Genomic DNA, 25060 nt, shown 5'->3' with positions numbered 1-25060 from the left:
TCGCGACGCTGCCCGCGCTGTCCGCTGCTCTGGCTGAAACGCGTTTCAGCGCTCCGCGCGTCCTGCCCCCGGCATCGCCCCGCCCCACCGGACGCCGACCCTGCGCACCGACGGACACCGGCGACCGATGTCCGGTCACCGCTGTCGATGCTCCGACCGCGATGACCGGTACGGATGCGTCGCCCGCCGCCCCGGCCGGACAGCCGCCGGGACCGGGCGGCCGGTTACTTCCGGTCGAGGCACCGGCCGCCACGGTGCACCGGCCTTGCCAGTCCTCGCCGACCGTGCCACGCTTCGGTGATTCCGGCGGAGTCAGGCCAGGCCCCGCCACCGGGAAGTAAGCACCCCGCGACGAGACCTGCGTCCCACACTCTCCAACGCCGGGCTCGTCGCGCCGCGGACGCGCCCGCCTGTCCACGAACGGCGGCCGACCGCTCGGTACCCGACATCGAGCCGGAGCATGATGCGCGCGCAGCCGACCGTCCAACAGATCGCCGCGGCGGCCCACGTGTCACCGGCCACGGTGTCGCGGGTGCTCACCGGTTCCGTCCGCGTGACGACCGGCGCCCGGCAGCGCGTGTACGCGGCGATGGCGCAGCTCGGCTACGTACGCCGCGACGTCCGACAGCACGGCCTGCGCAAGCCGCCGGTGGTCGCCCTGGTGATCTGCGAGCCGACCGTACGGGTGTTCGCCGACCCGTTCTTCGCGCGACTGGCCGCCGGCACGGAGGCCGAACTGTCCATTCCCGGCTCCCCCATGCCGATCCTGACCGCGGCGCGGGACAACCTGGCCGGCATCGAACGCTACCTTCTCACCGGCGGGGCCGACGGCGTCCTCCTGGTCGGCGCGTCCCACCAGCACCCGGTGGCCCGGGCGGTGGCCGCCTCCCCGGTACCGGTACGCGGTGTCGGCCGACCGGCCGGCCTCGACCTCCCCTTCGTGGACGTGGACAACCGCGGTGGCGCCCGCACGGCGGTGCGTCATCTGCTCCGGAGCGGACGCCGCCGGGTGGCCACGATCGGCGGGCCGCCCGACCTGCCCGCCGCAGCCGACCGCCTCACCGGATACCGCGAGGCGATGGCGGAGGCCGGCATCGAGCCGGTGGCCACCGCGTACGGGGACTTCACCCAGGCGTCCGGGACGCACGCCATGCAGTGGCTGATCAGCCGGGCGCCGACGATCGACGCGGTCTTCGTCGCCTCGGACGCGATGGCGGTCGGCGCGCTGCACGCGCTCCGACGGGTCGGCCGCGCCGTGCCCGACGACGTGGCCCTGGTCGGGTTCGACGACGCGCCCGTGGCCACCATGATCCAGCCGGCCCTGACCACCGTCCGCCAACCGGCCGAACAGCTGGGCAGGATCGCCTGCCGGCTGCTGCTGGCCGACATCACCGAGGACCGCCCCAGCAGTGACTCCGTCATACTTCCCACCGAACTCGTCCGTCGCGGGTCTGCCTGATCAGCAACCGTCCGGTCCATGGCCCGCACCCGGCGTGACGCTGGGCGGCCGCTACCGACTGCTGGAACGCATCGGCGCGGGCGGCATGTCGGTCATCTGGCGGGCCGTGGATGTGGAACTGGACCGTCTCGTCGCGGTCAAGCTTCCCGGGCCGGACCGGGACGTCCCGGTGGACCGGGACGAACTGACGCGCAATGAGGCTCGCACCATGGCGTCCGTTCCCCACCCCGACGTGGTGGTCGTGCACGACGTCGGCCGGGCGACGGCGCCCGACGGGACAACGGTCACCTTCCTCGTCCTGCAGATGCTCGCCGGGGAGTCGCTGCTCGACGTCCTGGCCGCCGGAGCGCTCGGCTGGCGTCAGGCCGTCGGCATCGCCGGGCGGGTGGCTGCGGTGCTGGCGGCCGTGCACGCCCACGGTGTCGTCCATCGGGACGTCACGCCGGACAACGTGATGGTTGCCGGCGGCGACGTGAAGCTGCTCGACTTCGGCATCGCCGCGAGGATCGGTGACCGCCCGCAGCGAAGCTGGACCTTCGGCACTCCTCCGTACCTCGCGCCGGAGCGTCTCGCCGACGCTCCGGCCGATCCGGCGGCCGACGTCTACTCCCTCGGCGCGCTGCTGGTCGAGATGCTCACCGGCAGACCGCCGGGCGAGGTCATCCAGATGCCCGCCGGACTTCCCGCCGAGGTGGTGCGGGTGTGCGACAGGTGTCTGGAGCGGGAGCCGAGCCGGCGACCGTCCGCCGCGGAGGTCGCTGCCGACCTCGGTGGTCTCACCGATCCGCTGCCCGCCGGGCGGGGGACGGTCGAGACTCCTCCGCCGGTGCCCGCTCCGGCGGGCCGGACCGTGACGGCGGTGCTGGAACCGACCCGGGACCGGCCGTGGAGAGGACCGGTGATCGGCGCGGTGGCCACGATGGTCGTGGCGACCGCCGCGGCGGCCACGACCATCGTCGCGCTCACCCGCACGCCGCCGCCGCCCGCCGCCCGCCGGCCCACACCCACTTTCTCCTGGCCGCCCCTGGTCCGGCCGACGCCGTCGGCCACGGCGCCCGGCTCGTCGCCGAGCGGCAAGCCGACCCGCCCGCCGAGCGCGTCCCGGACATCCGCGCCCTCGACCACGGGGGCGGCTCCGGCCAGGACGGGAGCGCCCGCCAGTCCGACCGTGTCCGTCGGCGTCGCGGCGGCCGAGCTCCGGGAGTTGCTCCGTCGCGGCCTCGTCGACGGCACCGTCACCGAGGGTGCGGCGCAGAAGATCGACGCCCAGGTCGTCAATGTCGTGAACAACCAGAACGCGCGTCCGGACAACCTGGCGCAACTGGTGGCGGACCTGCGCCGCAGCCTCGCCGACGAGATCCGCGACGGTGGCGTCTCGGCGGCGGCGGCCACGCCACTCGGTGAGGCCGTCGACCGCGTCGGCGATGCCGTCGCCCGCTCGACGCCGGCCAGCTGATCCCGGCGTCACACCGACCCGGGGAACAGGCAGCGGCGCGGGGGACAGGCATCGGCGTGTGTTCGGCGGGTATCCGCGCGGTGAGACCAGGTCGAAGGGGCGGGAGAGCGGGCCCGCGCGTGCGGCTCAGTTCACGCTGCCGGTCGGCACGACGCTGTTCGTCGCTGTTGCGCTCAGCGGGGGGCGGCGGTGCTGTCCCGGACGATCAGCTCGGGCACGATCAGACCGGCCGAGGGCGGCGTCGTGCCGTCGATCCGGGCGACGATCTCGGCGAGGCAGCGCCGGCCGACCTCGGCGAAGTCCTGCCGGACGGTGGTCAACGGCGGATGGAAGAACTCGGACTCCGGCAGGTCGTCGAAGCCCACCACGCTGATGTCGCCGGGCACCGAACGCCCGGCCTCTTCGAGTGCGCGGAGCAGGCCGAGCGCCATCTGGTCGTTGGCCGCGAAGACGGCGGTGACGTCGGACCGTTCGAGGATGCGCCGGCCGGCCTCGTGGCCGGACCGGCTGGACCAGTCTCCGACAAGCACCTCGGGAACCGGAGCGTGGGCGGCCGTCAGCTCCGTCAACCAGCCGCTGACCCGGGCGTCTGCCTCGAACCAGTTGATCGGGCCCCGGATGTGAGCCACCGTCCGGTGCCCGAGTTCGAGCAGGTGACGCGTGGCGGCCCGGGCCCCGTCGACCTGGTCGATGCCGGCGACCGACTGCTCACCGTCGCGTGCCTCGACCATCACGAGCGGCACCGTGCGCGGGAGGCCGGCCACCGCCTCGACGACGGGGCCGACCGGCGCGATGACGATCACCCCGTCGACCGCAGCCGCCATCAGGTGGTCGATCGCGGACCGCATGGAGTGCCGGTCGACGGTGTCGAGCACAGTGACGCTGACGAAGTAACCGGCCTGCCGCGCCGCCTGAGAGATGCCGGTCAGCGTACTCGCCGGACCGTACTGTTGCGCGGACACGCTTACCACGCCCAGCGTCATCGTCCGCTTCGTGATGAGTGCCCGCGCGCTGACGTTACGGCGGTAGCCGAGCTGGGCGATCGCCGTCTCCACCCGCTCACGCGCGGTGTCACTGACGTTGGCATGCCCGTTGAGGACCCGGGAGACGGTCTGGTGCGAGACGCCGGCGAGCCGCGCGACATCGCGCATGACAGGCGTCCGGGCCTTGCCCGCGTCCTCGCCTTGGGCGGGCGCGCGTGTGGTCATGACCCGTACGGTAACAGGCCGCACCGCGGGCGGCGATACACCTAAATCGTTACCCAGACCGGTAACAGATGGATCTCTACTCAAGGCTCCCTCGACCCTCGTTTCCACGAGTTTTCCCCGTTCGTGTCCGCCATCAAGGCGGGAAGCAGGGTTGACGGGATCATATGTGACCGTTAACAATTGCCGCCGAATCGAGGTGCCGCTGGCACCGTCCGCACATGGGAGTCGGGACATGAGCAGGCAACAGAGACCGCGCTACGTCGTCGGCATCGACTTCGGCACCCTCTCCGGCCGGGCGCTGGTCGTCCGGCTGGGCGACGGCGCGGAACTGGCGTCCGCCGTCTGCGAGTACCCGCACGGCGTCATCGACACCAGGCTGCCCGGCACCGGACGACAGCTGCCACGGGACTGGGCCCTCCAGGTCCCCGCCGACTACCTCACGGTGCTGCGCACCGCCGTACCCCAGGCGGTACGGGCCGCGAAGATCGACCCGGCCGATGTCATCGGCATCGGCACCGACTTCACCGCCTGCACGATGGTGCCCACGCTGGCCGACGGCACTCCGCTCTGCGAACTCCCCCACTTCGCACGCGAACCGCACGCCTACGTCAAGCTCTGGAAGCACCACGCCGCCCAGCGCCAGGCGGACCGGATCAATGCCCTGGCCGCCGAGCGCAACGAGCGCTGGCTCGGCCGTTACGGCGGGTTGATCTCCTCGGAGTGGGAGTTCGCCAAGGGTCTCCAACTGCTGGAGGAGGCACCCGAGGCGTACGCGGCGATGGACCGGTGGGTGGAGGCTGCTGACTGGATCGTCTGGCAGCTCACCGGCACCTACGTCCGTAATGCTTGCAGCGCCGGTTACAAGGGCATCCGGCAGGACGGCAGATACCCGGACGAGGACTTCCTCGCGGCACTCGACCCCGGCTTCAGGAACTTCGTCCGGGACAAGCTCGACCAGCGGATCGGCGAACTGGGCACCGCGGCCGGTCGGCTCACCGCCCGCGCCGCCCGGTGGACGGGGCTGCCCGAGGGCACGGTGGTGGCCGTCGGCAACGTGGACGCCCACGTCACCGCCGCCGCCGCACAGGCGGTCGAGCCCGGCCAGCTGGTGGCGATCATGGGCACCTCGACCTGCCACGTGATGAGCGGCGACCGGCTCGTGGAGGTGCCGGGGATGTGCGGGGTCGTGGACGGCGGGATCGTCGCCGGGCTCCCCGGCTACGAAGCCGGCCAGTCCGGGGTCGGCGACATCTTCGGCTGGTTCGTCGCCAACCAGGTTCCCCCGGCGTACGTCGACGACGCCCGTACCCAAGGCATCTCGGTGCAAGAGCACCTCACCAACCTCGCGGCCCGCGACCCGGTCGGCGCGCACGGCCTGGTCGCCCTCGACTGGTGGAGCGGGAACCGTTCAGTGCTCGTCGACCACGAGCTGTCCGGTCTCCTGCTCGGCCTGGACCTCACCACCCGACCCGAAGAGATCTACCGCGCTCTGCTGGAGTCGACCGCCTTCGGCACCCGCGTGATCGTGGAGACCTTCACCCGCGCCGGGGTGCCGGTGCGCGAGTTCATCGTCGCCGGTGGGCTGCCGAAGAACCAGTTCCTCATGCAGGTCTACAGCGACGTGCTGAATCTGCCGTTGTCGGCCGTCGTGTCGGCGCAGGGTCCCGCCCTCGGCTCCGCGATCCACGCGGCGGTGGCAGCCGGTGCCTACCCGGACGTACCCACCGCCGCCGCGGCCATGGGCGGCCGGGTCGTGGCGGCGTACCGGCCGATCGCGGCCAACGTCGCGGCCTACCAGCGGCTCTTCGACATCTACCGCGAACTGCACGACCTTTTCGGGCGTGGCGGCACCGACGCCATGCGGCGCCTCAAGGCGATCCGACGGGAGACCACCACATGACGATCCACACCGCCTCCGCCGTGCGGTCCGCCGTCGCGCAGCTTCGGGACACCGTCTGCGCGCTGCACGCCGAGTTGACCCGCTACGAACTGGTCGTCTGGACAGCCGGCAACGTGTCGGCCCGGGTTCCCGGCGAGGAGCTGATGGTCATCAAGCCCTCCGGGCTGCCGTACCACGAACTGACCCCGGCCGCGATGGTCGTCACCGACCTGCACGGACGACCGGTCGACGGGGACCGCTCCCCGTCCTCGGACACCGCGGCACACGCCTACGTCTACCGGCACCTGCCGGAGGTCGGCGGAGTCGTGCACTCGCACTCCACCTACGCCACCGCCTGGTCAGCTCGACGCGAGCCGATCCCGTGCGTGCTGACGATGGTCGCCGACGAGTTCGGCGGGGACATCCCGGTCGGCCCGTTCGCGCTGATCGGGGACGACTCCATCGGCCGCGGCATCGTCGAGACGCTGCGCGGCTCGCGCAGCCGGGCGGTGCTCATGGGCGGCCACGGCCCGTTCACCATCGGCACCGACGCCCGGGACGCGGTCAAGGCCGCGGTGATGCTCGAGGACGTCGCTCGCACGGTGCACGTCGCGCACCAGCTCGGCCGGCCACCGCGCCTGGAGCAGGAGCACATCGACAGCCTCTTCCACCGATACCAGAACGTCTACGGACAGCAGGGAGAACCGACTCCATGAGGCCGCAGATCTGGTTCCTCACCGGCAGCCAGGGGCTGTACGGGCCGGACGTGCTCGACCAGGTCGCCCGCCAGTCCGGCGAGATCTGTGTGGCGCTGGCCCGGCACCCGGGGATCGTGACAGAGGTGGTGGCCAAGCCGGTGCTCACCGACACCACTGCCATCCGCCAGGTGATGCTCGCCGCCAACGCCGACGACCGGGTGGTCGGTGTGATCGCCTGGATGCACACATTCTCCCCCGCCAAGATGTGGATCGCCGGTCTCGACGCGCTACGCAAGCCGCTGCTGCACCTGCACACGCAGGTCAACCGGGACCTGCCGTGGAGCTCCATCGACATGGACTTCATGAACCTCAACCAGGCCGCGCACGGCGACCGCGAGTTCGGCTTCGTGCAGACCCGGCTCGGCAAGACCCGCAAGACGGTCTCCGGTCACGTCTCCAATCCGACCGTGCTGGCCCGGATCAGCGACTGGTCCCGGGTGGCCGTCGGCGTGCAGGCGCTGCGCAACATGCGGGTGGCCCGCTTCGGTGACAACATGCGCGACGTCGCGGTGACCGAGGGGGACAAGGTCGAGGCCGAACTGCGCTTCGGCGTCTCGGTGAACACGTACGGGGTCAACGACCTCGTCGCCGTCGTCGACGCCATCGACGGCGCTCCGGTGAAGGAACTGACTGAGGAGTACGAGCAGCGCTACGCCGTCGTACCGGAGCTGCGGGCCGGTGGTGAACGCCACGGGTCGCTGCGCTACGCCGCCCGGATCGAGCTGGCGCTGCGGCACTTTCTCGACGACGGCGGCTTCACCGCGTTCACCACCAACTTCGAGGACCTCGGCGGGCTGCGTCAACTGCCCGGCCTGGCCGTACAGCGGTTGATGGCCGACAGCTACGGATTCGGCGGCGAGGGCGACTGGAAAACCTCTGTCCTGCTGCGGGCGTTGAAGGTGACGGCGGCGGGGCTGCCCGGTGGCACCTCGTTCATGGAGGACTACACCTACCATCTGGAGCCCGACCGGGAGCTCGTCCTCGGCGCGCACATGCTGGAGGTCTGCCCGACGATCACGGCCCGGACGCCACGCGTCGAGATCCACCCGCTGTCGATCGGCGGCCGGGAGGACCCGGTCCGGATGGTGTTCGACGCCGACCCGGGCGAGGGCCTGGTGGTCGGCATGTGCGACCTGGGAGACCGGTTCCGCCTCGTCGCCAACGAGGTGACGGTGGTCGGGCCGCCGTCGGAGATGCCCCGGCTTCCTGTCGCCCGGGCGGTCTGGCGACCGCATCCGGACTTCACCACCTCCGCCGACTCCTGGCTGGCCGCCGGCGGCCCGCATCACACCGTGCTCTCCACGGCACTGACCCGGGAGCACCTCCACGACTTCGCCGAGATCCTCGGCGTCGAACTCGCGCTCATCGGCACGGAGACCACGTCCCGCCGCTTCGCCCACGAGCTGCGCTGGAGCAGCGCCTACCACCGGCTCGCCCGCGGATTGTGACACCGACCGGCCACCACCCGGGCGCGACGATGACATCGCCCTACCGCTGCGCTCGCGGTGAGCGCCGCTCGCCGGCCACGACCGGCTGGCGGCCGACGCCGGCCGGCGTCGATTCGGACCGACCGTTCGTCAGCGACGACAAGGAAGCAGGACAACGACATGACCGTGGCCGCCACCCCTCCTATGGGCTGGAACAGCTGGGACACCTACGGCGCCAGCGTGACCGAGGCCGAGATCCTCGCCAACGCCGAGGTGCTGGCCGATGAGCTGCTTCCCTTCGGCTGGGACACCCTGGTCGTCGACATCCAGTGGTACGAGCCGGGCGCGCACAGCTCCGCCTACCGGCCGTTCGTGCCGCTGATCATGGACGGGCACTCGCGACTGGTACCGGCGGTGAACCGGTTCCCGTCGGCGGCCGACGGCCGGGGCTTCGCGCCGCTGGCCGACCGGATCCACGCGATGGGCCTGAAATTCGGCATCCACATCATGCGCGGCGTGCCCCGGCAGGCCGTGCACGCGGCCACGCCGATCCTGGGCAGCGACGTCACGGCGCGGGACATCGCGCAGACCAACTCCATCTGCCCGTGGAACACCGACATGTACGGTGTCGAGGCCACCCGACCCGGGGCACAGGAGTACTACGACTCACTGTTCGCGCTCTACGCCTCCTGGGGAGTGGACTTCGTCAAAGCCGACGACATGCTGCTGCCGTACCACCGAGGTGAGATCAACCTGATGCGCAACGCGCTGGACGCGTGCGGCAGGGAGATGGTGCTGAGCCTCTCCTGTGGGCCGACGCCGGTGGCGGAGGCGGGTCATCTGAGTTCCCGGGCGCACATGTGGCGCACCACGGCGGACTTCTGGGACCGGTGGAGCGACCTGCGCGAGGCGTTCGACATCTGTGCCGCGTGGGCGCCGTACGCCGGCCCGGAACACTGGCCGGACGCCGACATGCTGCCGCTGGGCCGGATCGCCCTGCGCTCGGGCGAGACCGGTGCACGGGACCGGTACACCCGGTTCACCAGGCCCGAGCAGACGACGTTGATGACGCTGTGGTGCGTGGCCCGGTCCCCGTTGATGCTGGGCACCGACCTCACCCGGCTGGACGACGAAACCCGCGATCTGCTGACCAACCCCGAGGTGCTGTCCGTCCTGCGCGACGGCTCCGGCGCCCGGGAGGTGTACCGCGAGCACGATGTCATCGTCTGGACCTCCCGGCTCGGCGGGGCGAGCACCGCCCTCGCGGTGTTCAACGTCGGCAAGGACGACCGGGACGTGCAAGTGGACCTGCGGGCGGTGGGCATCGACGGTGAGGTGACGCTGCGCGATCTGTGGGCCCGATCGGATCACGGCAGGGCCTCCGGTGACGCCGGCATGTGCATCGAGGCGCACGGCGCACGGCTGTTCCGCGTCCAGCATCTCGGCTAACCGGTGCGCCGGCCGGGTCCTGCCGGTGTGGCACCGCGGACCCGGCCGGCCCACACACCGGCACGGTCCCCCGGGCAAGCATGCGACGGGTCCGGCGCAGCAGACCCACGCGGAAGCCGGCGTGGCCCGCTGAGGTGAGCGCGTCGTCGGGTGCGGCCGGCCCCGCTCGACCGCCGCGTCCCTGGCGCGAGGGCCGTCGCAGGCGGGGACCGAAAGCCCTGACGACTCGTCTGTTGAGAACGGTAACAGGGGCATGCATCCGTACCACGACGAACCCGCAAACCCGCAAACTTCCTGCTGAGCGAGCATCTGTAACTCAACTGCAACAATGGCGACGCTTGACCGCCTGCTTTTCCGTCGGTCAGACTCACGCTCAGTGTTAACGGTCACAATCTCCTGACCACTGCGTCCCGTACCGCCCTGGGCGGACGTTGAAAGGCATCGCGATGATCTCGTCGACCTATCGGCGTCGCGTCCTTCGACGCCGCTCAACGCCCCGGCCGACCCGCCTGGCGCTTCATCCGATCCCGTTCCGGCGCGGAAAGGTTCCGAGCTCGCCCGAAGCCGCGCCTGACGGTGGGAGCACACCAGCCCGCCCCTTGGAAAGGACACACCCATGAGACGACGCCTCGTCATCACCGCGGCGATCTCCGCACTGACACTCGCCCTGACCGGCTGCACCGGCGGCGGCGCCGACTCCGGCGGCGACGCGAAGGGCGGGGAGCTGGAGTTTCTCACCGGCACCGCGGTGGACTCGCCGCTCTACGCGCAGTACCAGGAACTGGTCAAGAAGTTCGAGGCCGATCACTCCGGCGTCAAGGTCAACCTCGTTCCGTCGAGCACCGACCACGAAGGTGACCTGAAGGTGCGACTGGCCTCCGGGAACATCCCCGACATCTGGATGACCCACGGGTGGTCGCTGTCGCGCTACGGCGAGTTCCTCATGCCGTTGCAGAACGAGCCCTGGGCCAAAGACCTCGCACCGGCGCTGAAGCCGGCGATGCTCGGCCCGGGCGGCGAGCTGTACGCCATGCCGGTCGACACCGACATCGCGGGCCTGCTCTACAACGCCGACGTACTCGCCGAGGCCGGCTTCCAACCCGACGACATCAGGACCTGGGACGACTTCAGCCGGGCCGGCGCCGCGATCAAGGCAAAGGGTAAGACCCCGATCTACGCGGCCGGCAAGGACCAGTGGCCGACCGGCCTGTTCGTCGACTGGATCGCGCCCGGCATCTTCAGCGAGGCCGAACTGAAGAGCATGAAGGAGGGCACGTTCGCCGAGGACAGCTACACCAAGGTGCTCGACACCGTCGGCTCCTTCCGCGACGCCGGCCTGCTCAACAAGGACTACAGCTCCGCGACAACGGACAACGTCGCCCGCGCCCTGGCCGAGGGCAAGACCGGGTTCAGCTTCCTGATGAACTTCGTCGCCACCTCGGCGTTCGAGTACAAGAAGGACGCGAAGATCGGCTTCATGCCGGTGCCCACCGCCAACGGCGGCGAGCCCTACCTGATCAGCGGCGAAAAGAACGCTCTGGGCGTCGACAAGGACACCAAGCACCCAGAGGAGGCCAAGGAACTGCTCGCGTTCCTGGCCCAGCCGGAGAACCTGACCAAGCTGGCCAAGGCCTCCGGCTCCGCGCCGGGTCTGACCAGTGCCCAGTCCGACCTGGGCGGCCTGCAGAGCAGCTTCGACACCTACGTCCAGCCGGGCACGGTGCCGACCGTCCCCTACTTCGACCGGGTCTACATGCCCAACGGCGCCTGGGACACCATCGTCAAGACCACGGACGGTGTGGTCACCAAGCAGTCGACCGTCGCCGACAGTGTCGCCAAGGTCAAGACCGACTTCACCAAGCTCTCCGCGCAGGCGAAGTGACCGACATGGTCGAGCGCGGCACCGACACGGCGGTGCGTCGCAGCGCGGACGCGACGCACCGCCGGCCCACCAGGCCGTTCCGGCAACGGCAGTGGCTGGTGAACGTCCTCTACCTGCCGGCGTTGGCGCTGCTGGCCATGTTCACGGCGTATCCGCTGGTCAACGGGATCGGGCTGTCGTTCACCGACTGGGACGGCTACAGCGCCGGCCACCACCTGGTGGGTCTGGAGAACTACAAACGGCTACTCGACGACGGCATCTTCCGAACCGTCTTCGTCAACACCCTGGTGTACGCACTCGGCAGCACGATCCTGCAGCAGGTCCTCGGGCTGGGCCTGGCCCTCGCGCTGGACCGGCCGATGCGAGGGCGGGCTCTGCTGCGCGCGATCATCTATCTGCCGGTGCTGGTCTCCCCGGTCATCATGGGCACCATCTACTACCTCCTGCTGCAGTACGACAACGGCGCCCTCAACGACATCGTGGTCGCGCTCGGGGGTGAGCAGCAGGCGTGGCTGAGCACGACGACGGGTTCGGTGGCCATCATCGTGGCCGTCAACACGATCCAGTTCGTCGGCCTATCTATGATCATCTACCTAGCCGGGCTGCAGTCGATCCCGACGATGTACTACGAGGCCGCACGGCTCGACGGCGCGTCGGGGTGGGCGCTGTTCCGCCGGATCACCGTGCCGCTGTTGCAGCCCGCCTTCGCCACCAGCATCGTGCTCAACCTGATCGGCGGCATGAAGCTCTTCGACGTGATCAAGGTGCTCACCGGCGGCGGCCCTGGTTACTCGACCAACTCGGTCTCCACCTTCATCGGCCTGACCTACTTCAACGCACAGAGCGCCGGGTACGCGGCCGCGATGGGCGTCGCCCTCTTCGCCGTGATCATGATCATGACCCTGGTGCTCAACGCGGCCCTCAACAAGCGCCGGCTGGAGGCGTGAACATGTTGCTCGGACACCGTCTGTTCCGGCTGGCCTCGGTCGGCTTCCTGCTCACCTTCGCCGTTCTCCAGCTGGTCCCGTTCTACATCGCGCTCACCACGGCGCTCAAGCCCAAGAGCGACCTGAGTTCCCAGTGGATGCCGCCGACCGGGCGTCCCTACCTGGACAACTTCCGCATCGCCATCGAGCAGGGCGGCATCCTGCGGGCGATCGTCAACAGTCTCGTCATCACCACGGTCGCCACCGTCCTGGTCTGTCTGCTCGGCGCGCTCGCCGCGTATCCGCTCGCCCGCCGCGGCACCTGGGTGAACCGCGTGGTGATGCTGCTGATGCTGGGCTCGATCATGGTGCCACCGCTGAGCGTACTCGTGCCGCTGTACTCGCTGATGAACCAACTCGGCGGAGTCAACACCTACTGGGGCATCATCGTGATCCTGGTGACCGGGCAGCTGCCGCTGAGCGTGTTCCTCTACGCCGCCTTCATCCGCACGGTACCGACCGCTCTGGAAGAGGCCGCGCGGGTGGACGGCGCCGGCACCTTCCGGGTGTTCTTCCGGATCGTGCTGCCGCTGCTCAAACCGGTCACGGCGACCGTGGCGATCCTGACCGGCGTGTTCATCTGGAACGACTACCAGATGTCGGTCTACATGCTGACCACCCAGGACGTCCGCACCATCGCCCCGGCGATCGGCTCCTTCTTCTCCCAGCAGACCAGCAACCTGGGTGCCGCCGCCGCGGCGTCGCTGACCGCGATGGCCCCGATCCTGCTGGCGTACCTGTTCCTGCAGCGGCACTTCATCAAGGGCATGCTCGCCGGCGCCGAGAAGTAGGCGCGGCGTCCGGAAACCTCCCAGACCACCGCGGAGTGTCCTTCCCGTACCACCCTCGCTGTGCCGGGCCGGGACGGACCGAGGCGCCACATCCCCACCACCACCGAAGGAGCAAGGACATGGCAGGAAAGAGTCGACGCCTCGGGGCACTGGCCCTGGGCGTGGCCGTCGCCGGCGGCCTGGCGGTCACTGGCATCACCAGCGCGCACGCCGGGCAGCAGCCCGTCCTGCCCCGGACCCCGGCAGCCGCCGCCGGGGTGACCGTCGCGAAGACTCCCGGGCTGCCGGCGGGCGACAGGTCGTCGACCTACACCGTGTCGGTGGAGGGGAAGAAGCCGTCGGTCTACCGCACCGCCCCGAAGCCGCGGACCTGCCCCACCACCGACTGCGACGGTGGCGACCACGCCCGAGCGGAGAACCGGTCGTTCAACTGGGCCTCGTTCTGGTTCCCTGCCGGCACCAGCCCGACGGTCACGGTGACCCGGACGGCCGCGGCCGGAGCGGTGACCGACATCAAGGTTCGCGGCACCGGCGACTTCACCGTCGTCAGCAAGAGCCTCACCGCGCGCCAGATCAAGATCCGGGTCAACAAGCCGAAGGCGAAGCTGCCGGTGGAGTTCGTCGACAACCGCTACGACGGTCTCCGGCAGTTGCCGCTGGACGGGATGCTGCTCTTCGCCGACGACTCCCGCGCCGCCGTGGCCGACCCGTCGCGCACCGTTCCCGACACGTACGTGGTCGACCCCGGTACCGCCTTCGACCGCGCCCGGGCTGACCGCTCGGCGACTGTCATCTTCAAGCGGGGCATGCACAATCTCGGCTACTGGCCGGTGCCGGACTCGGTGCGGCGGGTGCACCTGGACGGGGGCGCCTACGTCAAGGGCGCGATCGACTCGGCCACGGTGAGCAAGTCGACCCAGCAGGGCTTCACCCTCACCGGCCGCGGCGTGCTCTCCGGTGAGGACTTCGACTGGCGGGCCGACAAGCGGACCAACGGCACCACCTCGTGCAGCTACGACTGCTGGGAGCACACCGTGAAGATGGTGCAGCTCGGCACCGACAAGTTCCGCTTCCACGACGTCACAGTGGTCAACGCCCCGCACTGGGTGGTCACCGGCCACCGCGACAACGAGATCACTGCCAAGCAGGGCGACGACGAGTCCCGCTTCAGCGGCACCATCTCGGACGTCAAGGTGCTCGGCAACTGGGGCTGGAACGGCGACGGCATCCCCGCCCTGACCGGCACCATCAGCGACTCGTTCATCTCCGCCTTCGACGACGCCTTCAAGCTCTACAGCTCCAACGCCACCGTCAAGAACAACACTCTGTGGCAGATGGACAACGGCGCGGTGTTCCAGCTCGGCTGGTTCGCCAAGACCATCTCCGACATCACGGCCACGAACAACACCCTGCTGCACACCGAATGGACCGGCACCAATTCCAACTGGGGCCTGCTGAACTACCAGGAGGCCGGGGGTTCGGGCACCATCTCGAACGTCAGCATCACCGGCACCCGGATCATGGGACCCACCACCCGGGTCGTGGCCCTGTCCAACACCTCCGCCGCCCAGGCCTTCCGCAACATCATGTTGGCCGACACGACCGTGGACAAGCTCTACAGCGCAGCGGAGATCAACTCGTTGCGCGGCAACGGCAGCAAGGATCTGCCCCGCAACCTGGTCAAGCAGGCGAAGGCACCGTTGGAGTTGACCGTGCGCAACCTGCGCATCGGCGGTCAGGCCATCACCGCGGGCAACGCGACGACCACGGGTGGTTTCGTGATCTCCGGCTCGCCGGCGCTGAGCTTCCGGTGAAGTCACAATTTCAGGCGGCGCCACGCACCGATCCGTTCAGCCGACCGCCACCGGGTGCGGCGCGACGTGCGGGGGCATGTCGTGGTGGACCAGCGCTGCGCAGCGCGAACCAACGGGTCTTCACCGCCGGCCCGGTCACCGGATCCGCGCCGCTGGCCCGGGCCGCCGAGCGGCAGGGCGTCCAGGCGGCCGAGTACGAGCTGCTGGGACCGTGGATCGGCGACCGGGACACGGGCCCGGAGCGGGGACGACCGTCAGGTGGTTTCGGCGCCCGGCACGTACACGGCGCCAATGCGGATGTTCGGCACGGCCGCGCGGATGTGCCCACGGGCCAGTTCCTCCGCCCGGTCGGCGTCGCCCGCCGCCAGCGCCTCGATGATCGCCAGGTGCTCCGGATGCGTCTCGTGCGGGTCGCGGTAGAGCCCGGGTGCGAGGCTCGTCGTGAGTATGTGGTGCACCTCGGCGGTACGGCTGAGCAGCGGCTCCCCGGCCAGCTCCAGCAGCGCCCGGTGGAACACCACATCCGCCTGGTAGTACGCCTCGGCCGAACCGGTGGTGGTGAGCTGCTCGTAGGCGTCCTGGAACAGCACCCGCAGCCGGGCCAGCTCGGCGCGGCCGGCCCGGCCCGCGGCGAGGCGGCAGGCGAGACCTTCCAGCACCGCACGGATCTCGAAGACGGCGGTCATCCGGTCGGCGTCGAAACCCACCGCGTGCCAGCCGCGCGGGCCGGCGGTGACCAGGCCCTCGCCCTCCAGCCGGGCGAGAGCGCGGCGGACCGGTGTGCGGCTGACCCCGAGCGCGACGGCGACCTCGCTCTGGTTGACCGGCTGGCCGGTCGGGATCTCGCCGCTGAGCAGCATCGCGCGCACCCGCTGGTAGGTGCTCTCCTCCAGCGGAAGGTAGGTCGTCTCAGTGCTCACGGCAGCCTCTCACCCACGGGTTCCGGCACACCTGCCACCCGCTCGGACCGGATGCGGACAGCCTGCCCCGACGCGGCCGACTGGTAACAGGCCTCCACCACCCGCATCGTACGGACATAGTCCGCGGCAGGCGTCTCCGCCTCGGCGCGACCCCGCAGGGCATCGACGAAGTTCTGCTGGGCGGCGGTCGCGCAGCCGCCCTTCCAGCCGTCCGGAATCCGGTAGTCGTGCCGAGCCGTCCGCCCGTCGCGGCGCAGCACGGTCATGGTGCCGTCGTCGGCCACCTCCAGCGTGGCGTCCGTACCCTCCACCGACATCGTCCCGTACGCCAGGCTGCGGACCGTCCGAGCCACCGCCGAGCGGTCGGCGTCGTACACCACGATGCCGCCGCCGGTGGTGTGCAGCACCGCGATGACCAGGTCCTCACCGGTGACGGCCGGGTTGACGGTCGCGGTCGTGCACCGAACCTCGTCGATCTCACCGAAGAGGTAGCGGGTCGTGTCGACGTAGTGCACGCCCGTCTCGAACAGCACCAGGCGTGGCATGGCGGCGAAGTAGGGCTGATCCGGGTAGGGCCGCTCCCCCCAGCCGTCGCCCGGCCGCATCCGCATGGTGGTGTGGAACGGCCGGCCGAGCACGCCGTCGTCGATCAGCCGCTTCGCCTCCCGGTACCACGGCTGCCAGCGCCAGTTCTCGTTGACCACGAGCGGCACGCCGTGCCGGTGCGCCAGATCCGCCAGCTCCGCGGCGTCCGCCACGGTCGGCGCAAGCGGCTTCTGGCAGAGCACCGGCAACCCGCGGTCGACCGCGAGCCGGATCAGCTCGCCGTGGGTGGCCGGCGGCGTGCAGATGTCCAGGAAGTCGGGCCGGACCTCCGCCATCGCCGCTTCGAGGTCGACCCCCGACCAGCCGACGCCGGCCTCGCCGGCCACCGCCGCAACCCGATCCGGATCACGGTGCCCGACCAGGCCGTGGATCTCCGCGCCCCGCACCGCCCGCCAGGCGGCGAGCTGGATCGGCGCGAAGTAGCCGGCACCGACCATCAGGCCCCGCAAGGGTCGTTCCATCCCCGTTCCTCCCTCTTCCACCTACCGCCGCCGCCCCGCCGCCGCGACGATCGCCGCACCAACCTCGGCGGTGCCCGCGGTCCCACCCAGGTCCGGTGTGCGGACCCGGCCGTCGGCGAGCACGTCGCCGACCGCCTCCTCGATCAGCCTGGCCACCTCGGCCGCGGCCGGATCCGCGTGCCGGTCCGCCAGCCAGTCGAGCATCATGGCCGCCGACAGCACGGTGGCGATCGGATTGGCGACGCCCTTGCCGGCGATGGTGGGCGCGGAGCCGTGCGCGGGCTGGAACAGCCCGTGCCGGTCACCGATGTCGCCGGAGGCGGCCAGACCGAGCCCACCGACGGTGGCCGCCGCCAGGTCGGAGATGATGTCGCCGAACATGTTCTCCGCGACCACCACGTCGAACATGTCGGGCTGCTGCACCTGGTACGCGGTCATCGCGTCGACGTACACGTGCTCGGTGCCGATGTCGGGATGGTCCTCGGCCACCTGGTCGAAGACGCGCCGGAAGAACGCGTACGAGGCGAGCACGTTCGCCTTGTCCACGCAGGTGACCGTCCGGCGGCCGTCCCGGGGGCGGCCGGCACGTTTACCGGCCAGCCGGAACGCTTGTTCGGTCACCTTCCGGGTGCCGGTCGCGGTGATCACGATGGTGTCCGTGGCGACTTCTTCCCGTACGTTGCAGCCACCGGTCCGCGAAGCGTAGAGGCCCTCCACGTTCTCCCGCACCACCACGTAGTCGACGGACGGCGCGGCCGACAGCGGGCTGGTCAGTCCCGGCCAGGACCGGACCGGCCTGATGCCGGCGTACAGGTCGAGGTCGAAGCGGAGCCGGAAGATGACGTCGCCGTTGACCTCACGCCCGTCCGGGTGGCGCGCCTCGGGCAGACCGATCGCCCCCATCAGGATGGCGTCGGCCCGCACGCAGGCGTCGTACGTCTCGTCGGTCATCACCGTGCCCTCGCGCAGCCAGCGGGTGGCGCCCGCGTCGTACGGGTCGAGTTCGAGTGAGATCCCGCCGTGCGCGGCGGTGAGGCGGTGCAGCACCTCGGTGGCGACGGCGGTGATCTCGGGACCGATGCCGTCTCCGGGCAGTACGGCGATGCGGTACGCGGTCATGCGGAAACCTCCGGTCGGGGGGTGGCGGGGGCGGACGGTTCGAGTGCGAAGACGGTGGCCGCGGTGCCGGCGTAGACGAGGCGGCGTTCACCGGGGGTCAGGCCGACGGCGTCGAACTTCGCCAGTTCCACCGGGATGTTGTCGATGTGGTCGCTGCCGAACATGACGCGGTGGGCACCGAGCCGACGCACCATCTGCCGGACGCTGAAGGCCGGGCACCAGGACGGTTCGAGGTGGACACTCGACAGGACCAGTGCCACCTCGATCGCCTCGGCGCAGAACGCGCCGAATCCGGCGTGGCAGAGCACCACCGGCCGCCCGGCGTACCGGCGGGCGGGCTCCACCACGCGGTGCGGCAGAGTGTGCGGTCCGCCCAGGCCAGTGTGCACCATCACCGGTACGTCGTGGTCGGCGGCGATCCGGAACGCCTTGTCGCAGACCGGGTCGTCGGGAGCCACCCCGAACCCGGCAGTGTGGATCTTCACCGCCACGAAACCCGGCTGGTCGAGCAGGGTTCCTGCCCGTCGCCGGTACTCCGCGTCGGGCAGCCGCGGGTCGAGGTTGACGATGCCGTACAGCCGCCCGGGATGGCGTGCGACCGCCTCCCCGATCTCGGCGTGCACCTCGTCGGTGGTGTCCTGGTCGGCCGACGGCTGTGGCATGACGAGCGTGGTGTCGATGCCGTGGTGGTCCATCGCCGCGAGCAGTTCGGTGGCGCCCGCGGTGTATCCGGTCGCGGCGGAGCGGCCGAAGTGGCCGTGCACGTCGACCAACGGCGACCGGCGGCTCGCCGGCCCGGTGGCGTGTACGTCGTATTCATTCAACGGCTCACGCATGCGTCGACTCCTGTCCATCGGCTCCACCGAGCCTCGCCACCACTGCCAGCAGATCGTCGGGGCCGCCGACGTTGCCGGGAAACACCACGTAGGTGAGGCCGGGAAAACGGCTGTTCATGCCGGCCCGCCACACCGGCACACCCGGCACCACCTGCCCGAGCACCTCGGCCCGGCTGATGCCCAATCCTTCCGCGGCGACGTCGCTGGACGTGATGCCGCCCTTGGCCACCACGAAGGCGGGCCGTGCCGTCGTCCGGGCGACGATCCGTACCAGCCCGGTCGAGATCCGCACGCTCCGGGCGAGGGCCCGCGCCGCCGTCGACGCGGTCAACACCCGGCGGCTGGTGTGCACCACAGCGGTCCGCCCCTCCGCCATCGCCTCGTCGGCCAGCGCGGCCACCCGCTCGACCTCGGTTGCCGCCTGCCGGTCGGACCCGGCGAGCAGCGCCGCGTCGGCCTGGACGCCCACCACCGCTGGGTCGGCGAGCAGCCGGCCGAGTTGGGCGGTCGTGGTGGGCACGTGGGAGCCCACCACCACCAGCCCTCCCTCACCGGTCCGCAAGCTCCGGCCCAGATCGCCGGCGGTGAGCAGGTTACGCGGCGGCAACCCCGCCCGGACCCGGACGAAGGACGCCGCCGTGCGGTAGAGCAGTCGCGCCCCGGCCGCCTCGGCTGCCAGGAGCCCGGCGACCAGCACGTCGAGGTCGGCCTGCTCGGCCGCGTCACAGGCGCAGACGACGCCGCCCCGCAACCGGGACAGCCGCCGGAAGACGGCCGCCGGCCCGCCTGTGCGCAGCTCGCGCAGCGTCAGCAGCTGCACGCTCTCCCGCGGGATCCGGCCGCCGCTGCGCTCGGCCACCCAGTCGGGCAGGTCGGACGAGCCGAACCCGAACGTGGCGTCCCGGGCGTACGGCGTACGGCCCACCGGCGTCCAGCCGTCGACGGCGGCCACCCAATGCCGGCCGTCGACGGTCACCCGCCCGCCCTCCAGGAATGCGGGCACCAGCAGAACGCCGTCGAAATCCCCGCCGAGGCCGTCGGCGAGCGCCAGGGTCTCGTCCGGGAAGTGCCCACGCAGGGTCGAGTCACCCCGGCTGACGACCACGACCCGTCGCCGCGCGGATTCAGCCGCGGCACGGATCTGCCGGCCGGTCCGGGCGTTGATCTCCGCGGCCCGGACCGGATCGAGCGACCGGGAGTTGGTCAGCAGGAACAGCGCCGGTGGACCGGAGGAGAGTTCCCCGGCGATGGCGGCGGCGTCCCATCGGGTCAGCACGGGTACTCCGTGCACCGTCTGCGTGCCGGTCGGGTCGTCGTCGAGGACGACGACCGTACGCCGTTCGGCGGCGATCCGCTGTGCCAGTGGCGGCACCAGCGGCCCCACCCATGCTGCGGGCAGCCCCGCCAGGCCCGGCGCGGTCGACGAGTGACTCATGAGCCGGTCAGCTCCACCTGGACGCCGCCGGAGCGGCACGGATCGAGGAAGACCGACCGCCGGCCCCGGATCCCCTGGTGCGGGGCCGGCTGGGCGGGCGGGACGCCTACCCCCTCGGCGTGCCAGGCCACGTCGACCGAGTCCACTTCGAAGCAGAGATGGTGCAGGCCGGCGCCGTGCCGGTCCAGCCACTCGTGCAGCGGGTGCGGACGGACCAGTGGCTGCACCAGTTGCAGGTGGACGTTGCCAAGGTCGAGGTGGGTGAGCAGAACCGTGCCGTCGTTCACCGCCTCGGCGTGCGCGACGGCGAAGCCCAGCCGGTCCCGCCACAGCGCCAGCGCCTGCTCCGTGTCGGGCACCACCAGGCCGACGTGGTCGAGCCCTCGGACCCACTCGCGCATGCTCATCCCTTCACCGCTCCCGCGGTCAGGCCGGACAGGTAGTAGTCCATGAGGAAGGAGAAAATGATCACCACGGGCAGTGCGCCGAGCAGCGCCCCACCCATCAACTGGCCCCAGGCGAACACGTCACCCACCTGCAACGCGTTGACCAGACCCACAGCGACGGGCTGCTTGTCGGCCGAGCGCACGAAGGTCAACGCGTACAGGTACTCCTGCCAGCAGAGGGTGAAGGCGAAGAAGAACACCGAGACCACGCCCGGCAGCACCAACGGCAGGTCGATCACCATCATCGCCCGCAGCCGGCTGGCACCGTCGATCCGGGCGGCCTCCGCCAGTTCGACCGGCAGGCTCTGGAAGTAGCTGGAGAGCATCCAGGCGATGAAGGGCACCAGGAACGTGAGGTACACCAGGATCAACGCGCCGAGCGTGTTGCCCAGGTGCAGCCGGTTGACCACGACGTTCATCGGGATGAACAGCAACGCCGGCGGGAGGAGGTAGGTGGAGAAGACGATCACGCCGACCACGGCGCCGCCGCGGTACCGCAACCGGCCCAGGCTGTACGCCGCCGGCACCCCGATGACCAACGCGATCGCCGAGGCCGACAGCGCCACGATGAGGCTGTTCAGCGTCCAGGTGAGGAACTTCGTCTCGGTGAGCAGTTCCCGGAAGTGGTCGAGGGTGAGCCCACTGACCGAGAACGGACGGTCGGCGACCCGGTAGAGGTCCGATCCGGTACGCAGCGAGGTCAGCGCCATCCAGACGAACGGGAACAGGGTGAAGACGGTGAACAACGTCAGCGTGCCGGTGATCAGCAGTCGGCGGCCGACTTTCAGGCGGTGCAACAGCCGTACGGTGCGCGGCGAGCGCGCGGGCAGGGGTGGCCGGGCGGCCCGGCCGGACACGGTGACCATGGTCATTTCGCCTTTCGTCGCATCACGGTCAGCTGCAGCGCGATGATCGCGGCGAGCGCGGGAAACACGAAGAACGAGATCGCCGAACCGGACGCGATGTCCGCGCCCCGGATACCGGTGCGGAACGCCAGCGTGCTGATCAGGTGGGTGCTGTTGACCGGGCCGCCGTTGGTGAGGATCCAGACGATCTGGAAGTCGCCGAGGGTCTGCACGAACGAGAAGAGGGTGACCACCACGAGGATCGGGGTCAGGTGCGGGAGGATGACGTACCGCAGCCGCTGCCACGCGCCCGCGCCGTCGACGACGGCCGCCTCGACGAGCTCCTTGGGTACGGTGGCCAGCCCGGCGAGGATGATGATCCCGAAGAACGGGGCGCCACGCCAGATGTTGACCGTCTGCACGGCTGCCATCGCCCAGCCCGCCTCGCCCAACCACGGGATGTTGCCGTCCACCAGCCCGGCCTGCCGGCCGAGATAGGTGAGCACGCTGAAGTCCGCCTGGAACATCCACATCCAGGCCAGCACGCTCAACGACGAGGGCACCACCCACGGCAGCAGGAACGCGGCCCGGAAGAACCGGCGGAACCGACGTACCTCGTTGAGCGCCAACGCCATCACCAGGCCGAGCACCAGCTTCGCGAACACTGCGGTGACTGTGTAGTTGAACGTGTTCCACATGGTCCGGGCGAAGACCGGGTCGTCGAGCAGGTCCAGGTAGTTGGTCAGCCCGACGAAGGAGACCGTGTCGCTGCCGAGTGACTTGTCGGTCAGGCTGAACCACACGGTGAGCACCAGCGGATAGCCCACCAGCCCGAGCACGACCACCGCCATCGGCAGGACGAGCAGATAGCCCAGCGGGGTTTCGCGGTCCAGAAAGGACCACCGCTCGCGGTCGGCCGGTGGGCCGGATCGGACCGGCCTTCGCGGCCCCGCGACCCGGTCGACTGTGCGTACGGTCATCGACGTCAGCCCCCGTACACCTTCTTGAGCTCGCCCTCGGCGACCCGGATGGATTCCTCCGCACTGGCCTTGCCGCTGATCACGCGGGCGAACATGTTGACGATCGTCTGGTTGTTGTACGCCTGGGCCGACTGCCGGGAAGCGGGCCCGGGCCAGCCCGGCATGTGTCCGCCGGCGGCCAGCCCCTTGAGCCCTCTCAGCTTGGCCTCGGAGTTCCACGGCATGGAAGGCAGATCGTCGTAGCTCTTCAGCAGCGGGGTGTAGTAGGTGAGCGCGATCTCGGCCAGCGCGCCGAGCTGCGCCTTGTCCATCAGATGGCCGAACAGGTCCTTGGCCGGTTCGAGCCGCTTGCTGTGGGCGAAGACCGCCAACGAGTTCATCTCGACGAGCTGCTGGTGACCGGCCGGCCCCTCCGGGTAGCGCGCATGGCTCATGTTCTTCGCGACGTCCGGAGCCTGCTTCTGCGCGGTGTACCAGATGCTCGTGGCGTTCTGGGTCACCGCGATCTTGCCGGCGAGGAAGCTTGTGTTGTTGCCGCCCTCGTCGTAGGAGGAGATCTCCGGGGCACTCACGGCGGCCAAGTCCTGCATCACCTTGATGGCGGCACGCGTCTCGGAGCTGTTGATGGCGACGGTCCTGCCGTCCTTCTCCACCTCGGCCGCGCCGTAGGACCACAGCAGGGAGTAGGCGACGCTGGCCGAGTCGTTCGGCCCGGCCTGACTCATGGTGAGTGCGACCCGGGGAAGCTTCGCGTCCCGCAGCCGGGTCGCCACCTCGACCAGGCCGGTCCATGTCTTCGGAAACTCGGTGATCCCGACCTGCGCGAACAGGTCGGTGCGCCAGTTCATCACGTGCGCGGTGTAGGCGCGCGGAACGGCCCGCCACCGACCGTCGACGACGCAGGCGTCCCGGGCGACCTCGTACCAGCCGCCGTTGCGTTCGCCGACGGATTCGCACAGATCGGTGAGGTCGACCAGACGGTCCGCATAGATGTGTGCCTGATTGGCGAAGAGTTCGCCGAGGTCCTCGCCCGCACGGGACTCGACGACGGCGGCGATCTGTTCCCGCCACTCCTTGGCGAAGGTCAGCTCGACGGCCCCGTCGTGGGAGTCCGCCCAGGCAGCCACCTGCTTCTGCTGCAGGTCATGGATGGCCGGGATGAAGCTGGCGCGCATCAGCCCGGTGAGGCTGGCCCCGCCGAGCGACGTCCCGCCGGCGGTCGAGGTGCCATCCTCGCCGCAAGCGGCGAGGGCGGCGGTGAGGCCGGCGCCGAGACCGAGGCTCAGCGCGTGACGGCGGGACATGCCGGTGCGGCTCAGGTGTGCCATGGCTACTCCAGGAGGGGCGAGAGGGTGTGGTGGGGATGTGGAATCGATCGCGTCCGCTCGTCTCGATGTCTCGGGAAGAGACGTCGTCCGGGCCCGCTGCCGGGCGGTGACGGACGACGGCGCCGCTGTCGGTCACCCCGGTGGTCACGGAGCAGCCCGCGGCACTGCCCGGGCGGTGGGCGGGGCGGCGTGACCGCGGATGTCGCCAACCGGGGCGCCGCCCCACCCGCCGTCACTTCAGGAAGGTGCGCAGTTTGGTGGCGTTTCCGGAGTCGTCGCCGGTGATCACGTAGTACATCATCCCGGCGTCGGAGACATCGCCCTTCTTGTTCATGATGTTGTTGACCACGTTGTGCACGTAGCGCAGCCGCTGGTCGGAGTCACCGGCCATCCAGGCCCACTTCTCCTCACCACCACCGGTACCCAGACCGGCGTTCTGGTCCGGAATCCGCTTGTACTTCACCTGCGGGAAGTCGCGACGGATGTCGGCCAGGTTCCACTTGTTGTCATCGTCGTCGTGGTTGTTGTTCCAGTCCGAGTGCGAGATCAACGTGACGTGCTTACGCGCCGCGGTGTTCGAGCCCTGCAACGCCCGGTACACCACACCCATCGGGCCGGCACCGACCAGGCACAGCCGGTTGGCGGCGGTGGAGACGTCAACCGCCGACCGCAGGTGGGTCACAGCGGCGTTGAGATTCGTCTGGCTGTTACGGAAGATACCGGCCACGTCGTAACCGAACTGACCGCCGGTACCCTCGGTCGCGGTGACCATGTCCCGCTCCCAACTCGCCGTCGAGCTGCCCAGGTGCGAGTTGTAGTCCCAGTGCACCAGCCGGGACTGCTGGCCCCGCTCGGCCAGCAGCGCCAGGGCCATCGCCGACGCGCCGATGTCGTCACGGTCGTGGTAGTTGCCGTCCGAACTCCAGGCGATCCGCTCACACGGATAGCTGAGAACGGGCGCGGCGGCCTGCGCGG

21 protein-coding genes are annotated in these 25060 nt (G+C 70.3%); 10 read left to right on the top strand and 11 right to left on the bottom strand.

What is annotated here, in order from left to right; all coding sequences use genetic code 11:
• Positions 1-460: 460 nt before the first annotated feature.
• Positions 461-1459, top strand: coding sequence for a LacI family DNA-binding transcriptional regulator (locus tag C569_RS0100105; protein ID WP_196806652.1), 999 nt, complete (start codon positions 461-463; stop codon positions 1457-1459).
• Between the two features lie 34 nt (positions 1460-1493).
• Positions 1494-2915, top strand: coding sequence for a serine/threonine-protein kinase (locus C569_RS29520; protein ID WP_018783773.1), 1422 nt, complete (start codon positions 1494-1496; stop codon positions 2913-2915).
• 173 nt (positions 2916-3088) lie between these two features.
• Here the strand turns inward: C569_RS29520 and C569_RS0100095 are convergent, their stop codons facing one another.
• Positions 3089-4123, bottom strand: a complete 1035-nt coding sequence (locus C569_RS0100095) for a LacI family DNA-binding transcriptional regulator (RefSeq protein WP_081635873.1) — start codon at positions 4121-4123, stop codon at positions 3089-3091.
• Positions 4124-4355: 232 nt separating this feature from the next.
• On the opposite strand from C569_RS0100095, the gene araB reads away from it, so the two are divergent.
• From araB to C569_RS0100055, 8 genes are all read left to right on the top strand, one after another.
• Positions 4356-6023: a ribulokinase gene (gene araB / locus C569_RS0100090; protein WP_018783771.1), complete on the top strand. Its 1668-nt coding sequence runs from the start codon at positions 4356-4358 to the stop codon at positions 6021-6023.
• Positions 6020-6718, top strand: a complete 699-nt coding sequence (locus C569_RS0100085; RefSeq protein ID WP_018783770.1) for an L-ribulose-5-phosphate 4-epimerase — start codon at positions 6020-6022, stop codon at positions 6716-6718. Before araB ends, C569_RS0100085 begins: the two co-directional genes overlap by 4 nt.
• Positions 6715-8208 carry an L-arabinose isomerase gene (araA, locus tag C569_RS0100080; protein ID WP_018783769.1) on the top strand — a complete coding sequence of 498 codons (1494 nt, stop codon included), beginning with the start codon at positions 6715-6717 and terminating at the stop codon, positions 8206-8208. Before C569_RS0100085 ends, araA begins: the two co-directional genes overlap by 4 nt.
• A 159-nt stretch (positions 8209-8367) precedes the next feature.
• A complete protein-coding gene (locus tag C569_RS0100075; RefSeq protein WP_036344920.1) occupies positions 8368-9636 on the top strand; it encodes a glycoside hydrolase family 27 protein in 1269 nt (422 codons plus the stop codon).
• A gap of 616 nt (positions 9637-10252) precedes the next feature.
• Positions 10253-11518, top strand: coding sequence for an ABC transporter substrate-binding protein (locus C569_RS0100070; RefSeq protein ID WP_018783767.1), 1266 nt, complete (start codon positions 10253-10255; stop codon positions 11516-11518).
• Between the two features lie 5 nt (positions 11519-11523).
• Entirely contained in the window at positions 11524-12465 is a 942-nt protein-coding gene (locus tag C569_RS0100065; protein WP_081635893.1) for a carbohydrate ABC transporter permease, read from the top strand.
• Between the two features lie 2 nt (positions 12466-12467).
• Positions 12468-13295 carry a carbohydrate ABC transporter permease gene (locus C569_RS0100060; protein ID WP_155945475.1) on the top strand — a complete coding sequence of 276 codons (828 nt, stop codon included), beginning with the start codon at positions 12468-12470 and terminating at the stop codon, positions 13293-13295.
• Between the two features lie 119 nt (positions 13296-13414).
• Entirely contained in the window at positions 13415-15109 is a 1695-nt protein-coding gene (locus C569_RS0100055; RefSeq protein WP_081635872.1) for a hypothetical protein, read from the top strand.
• A 254-nt stretch (positions 15110-15363) separates the two neighbouring features.
• Here C569_RS0100055 and C569_RS29515 read toward each other — a convergent pair whose 3' ends face one another.
• The 10 genes from C569_RS29515 to C569_RS33545 all read right to left on the bottom strand — a co-directional run.
• Positions 15364-16029 carry a GntR family transcriptional regulator gene (locus C569_RS29515; protein WP_018783763.1) on the bottom strand — a complete coding sequence of 222 codons (666 nt, stop codon included), beginning with the start codon at positions 16027-16029 and terminating at the stop codon, positions 15364-15366.
• Positions 16026-17096 carry a Gfo/Idh/MocA family protein gene (locus C569_RS29510; RefSeq protein WP_081635871.1) on the bottom strand — a complete coding sequence of 357 codons (1071 nt, stop codon included), beginning with the start codon at positions 17094-17096 and terminating at the stop codon, positions 16026-16028. Before C569_RS29510 ends, C569_RS29515 begins: the two co-directional genes overlap by 4 nt.
• Positions 17097-17117: 21 nt before the next feature.
• Positions 17118-18215: an isocitrate/isopropylmalate dehydrogenase family protein gene (locus tag C569_RS0100040; protein WP_018783761.1), complete on the bottom strand. Its 1098-nt coding sequence runs from the start codon at positions 18213-18215 to the stop codon at positions 17118-17120.
• Positions 18212-19051, bottom strand: a complete 840-nt coding sequence (locus C569_RS31650; protein WP_018783760.1) for an amidohydrolase family protein — start codon at positions 19049-19051, stop codon at positions 18212-18214. Before C569_RS31650 ends, C569_RS0100040 begins: the two co-directional genes overlap by 4 nt.
• Entirely contained in the window at positions 19044-20486 is a 1443-nt protein-coding gene (locus C569_RS29500) for a four-carbon acid sugar kinase family protein (RefSeq protein WP_081635869.1), read from the bottom strand. Before C569_RS29500 ends, C569_RS31650 begins: the two co-directional genes overlap by 8 nt.
• Positions 20483-20893 (bottom strand): VOC family protein, encoded by a 411-nt coding sequence (locus C569_RS0100025; RefSeq protein ID WP_026267520.1) that lies wholly within the window; start codon positions 20891-20893, stop codon positions 20483-20485. The genes C569_RS29500 and C569_RS0100025 overlap by 4 nt, the downstream gene beginning before the upstream one ends.
• The gene (locus C569_RS0100020; protein WP_018783757.1) at positions 20890-21804 is read right to left on the bottom strand and encodes a carbohydrate ABC transporter permease; all 915 of its coding nucleotides are present in this window, start codon (positions 21802-21804) and stop codon (positions 20890-20892) included. Before C569_RS0100020 ends, C569_RS0100025 begins: the two co-directional genes overlap by 4 nt.
• Positions 21801-22757 carry a carbohydrate ABC transporter permease gene (locus C569_RS29495; protein ID WP_018783756.1) on the bottom strand — a complete coding sequence of 319 codons (957 nt, stop codon included), beginning with the start codon at positions 22755-22757 and terminating at the stop codon, positions 21801-21803. The genes C569_RS0100020 and C569_RS29495 overlap by 4 nt, the downstream gene beginning before the upstream one ends.
• Before the next feature lie 5 nt (positions 22758-22762).
• Positions 22763-24085, bottom strand: a complete 1323-nt coding sequence (locus C569_RS0100010) for an ABC transporter substrate-binding protein (protein ID WP_018783755.1) — start codon at positions 24083-24085, stop codon at positions 22763-22765.
• Positions 24086-24317: 232 nt separating this feature from the next.
• The coding region (locus tag C569_RS33545) for a hypothetical protein (protein WP_018783754.1) at positions 24318-25060 on the bottom strand (743 nt) is incomplete at its 5' end.

This window comes from Micromonospora sp. CNB394, assembly GCF_000374985.1.
Classification (GTDB): Bacteria; Actinomycetota; Actinomycetes; order Mycobacteriales; family Micromonosporaceae; genus Micromonospora; species Micromonospora marina.
Note: the sequence above shows the minus strand (reverse complement) of the source record. Positions and strands in the feature narration are given on the sequence as shown.

Coding starts and splice junctions, on each gene's coding strand:
- C569_RS0100055 (WP_081635872.1), top strand. CDS start 13,415: ATGGCAGGAAAGAGTCGACGCCTCGGGGCACTGGCCCTGGGCGTGGCC.
- C569_RS0100040 (WP_018783761.1), bottom strand. CDS start 18,215: ATGACCGCGTACCGCATCGCCGTACTGCCCGGAGACGGCATCGGTCCC.
- araB (WP_018783771.1), top strand. CDS start 4,356: ATGAGCAGGCAACAGAGACCGCGCTACGTCGTCGGCATCGACTTCGGC.
- C569_RS0100105 (WP_196806652.1), top strand. CDS start 461: ATGATGCGCGCGCAGCCGACCGTCCAACAGATCGCCGCGGCGGCCCAC.
- C569_RS29495 (WP_018783756.1), bottom strand. CDS start 22,757: ATGACCGTACGCACAGTCGACCGGGTCGCGGGGCCGCGAAGGCCGGTC.
- C569_RS0100025 (WP_026267520.1), bottom strand. CDS start 20,893: ATGAGCATGCGCGAGTGGGTCCGAGGGCTCGACCACGTCGGCCTGGTG.
- C569_RS0100070 (WP_018783767.1), top strand. CDS start 10,253: ATGAGACGACGCCTCGTCATCACCGCGGCGATCTCCGCACTGACACTC.
- C569_RS31650 (WP_018783760.1), bottom strand. CDS start 19,051: ATGCGTGAGCCGTTGAATGAATACGACGTACACGCCACCGGGCCGGCG.
- C569_RS29510 (WP_081635871.1), bottom strand. CDS start 17,096: ATGGAACGACCCTTGCGGGGCCTGATGGTCGGTGCCGGCTACTTCGCG.
- C569_RS29500 (WP_081635869.1), bottom strand. CDS start 20,486: ATGAGTCACTCGTCGACCGCGCCGGGCCTGGCGGGGCTGCCCGCAGCA.
- C569_RS0100095 (WP_081635873.1), bottom strand. CDS start 4,123: ATGACCACACGCGCGCCCGCCCAAGGCGAGGACGCGGGCAAGGCCCGG.
- araA (WP_018783769.1), top strand. CDS start 6,715: ATGAGGCCGCAGATCTGGTTCCTCACCGGCAGCCAGGGGCTGTACGGG.
- C569_RS0100065 (WP_081635893.1), top strand. CDS start 11,524: ATGGTCGAGCGCGGCACCGACACGGCGGTGCGTCGCAGCGCGGACGCG.
- C569_RS0100075 (WP_036344920.1), top strand. CDS start 8,368: ATGACCGTGGCCGCCACCCCTCCTATGGGCTGGAACAGCTGGGACACC.
- C569_RS0100060 (WP_155945475.1), top strand. CDS start 12,468: ATGTTGCTCGGACACCGTCTGTTCCGGCTGGCCTCGGTCGGCTTCCTG.
- C569_RS0100020 (WP_018783757.1), bottom strand. CDS start 21,804: ATGACCATGGTCACCGTGTCCGGCCGGGCCGCCCGGCCACCCCTGCCC.
- C569_RS0100085 (WP_018783770.1), top strand. CDS start 6,020: ATGACGATCCACACCGCCTCCGCCGTGCGGTCCGCCGTCGCGCAGCTT.
- C569_RS0100010 (WP_018783755.1), bottom strand. CDS start 24,085: ATGGCACACCTGAGCCGCACCGGCATGTCCCGCCGTCACGCGCTGAGC.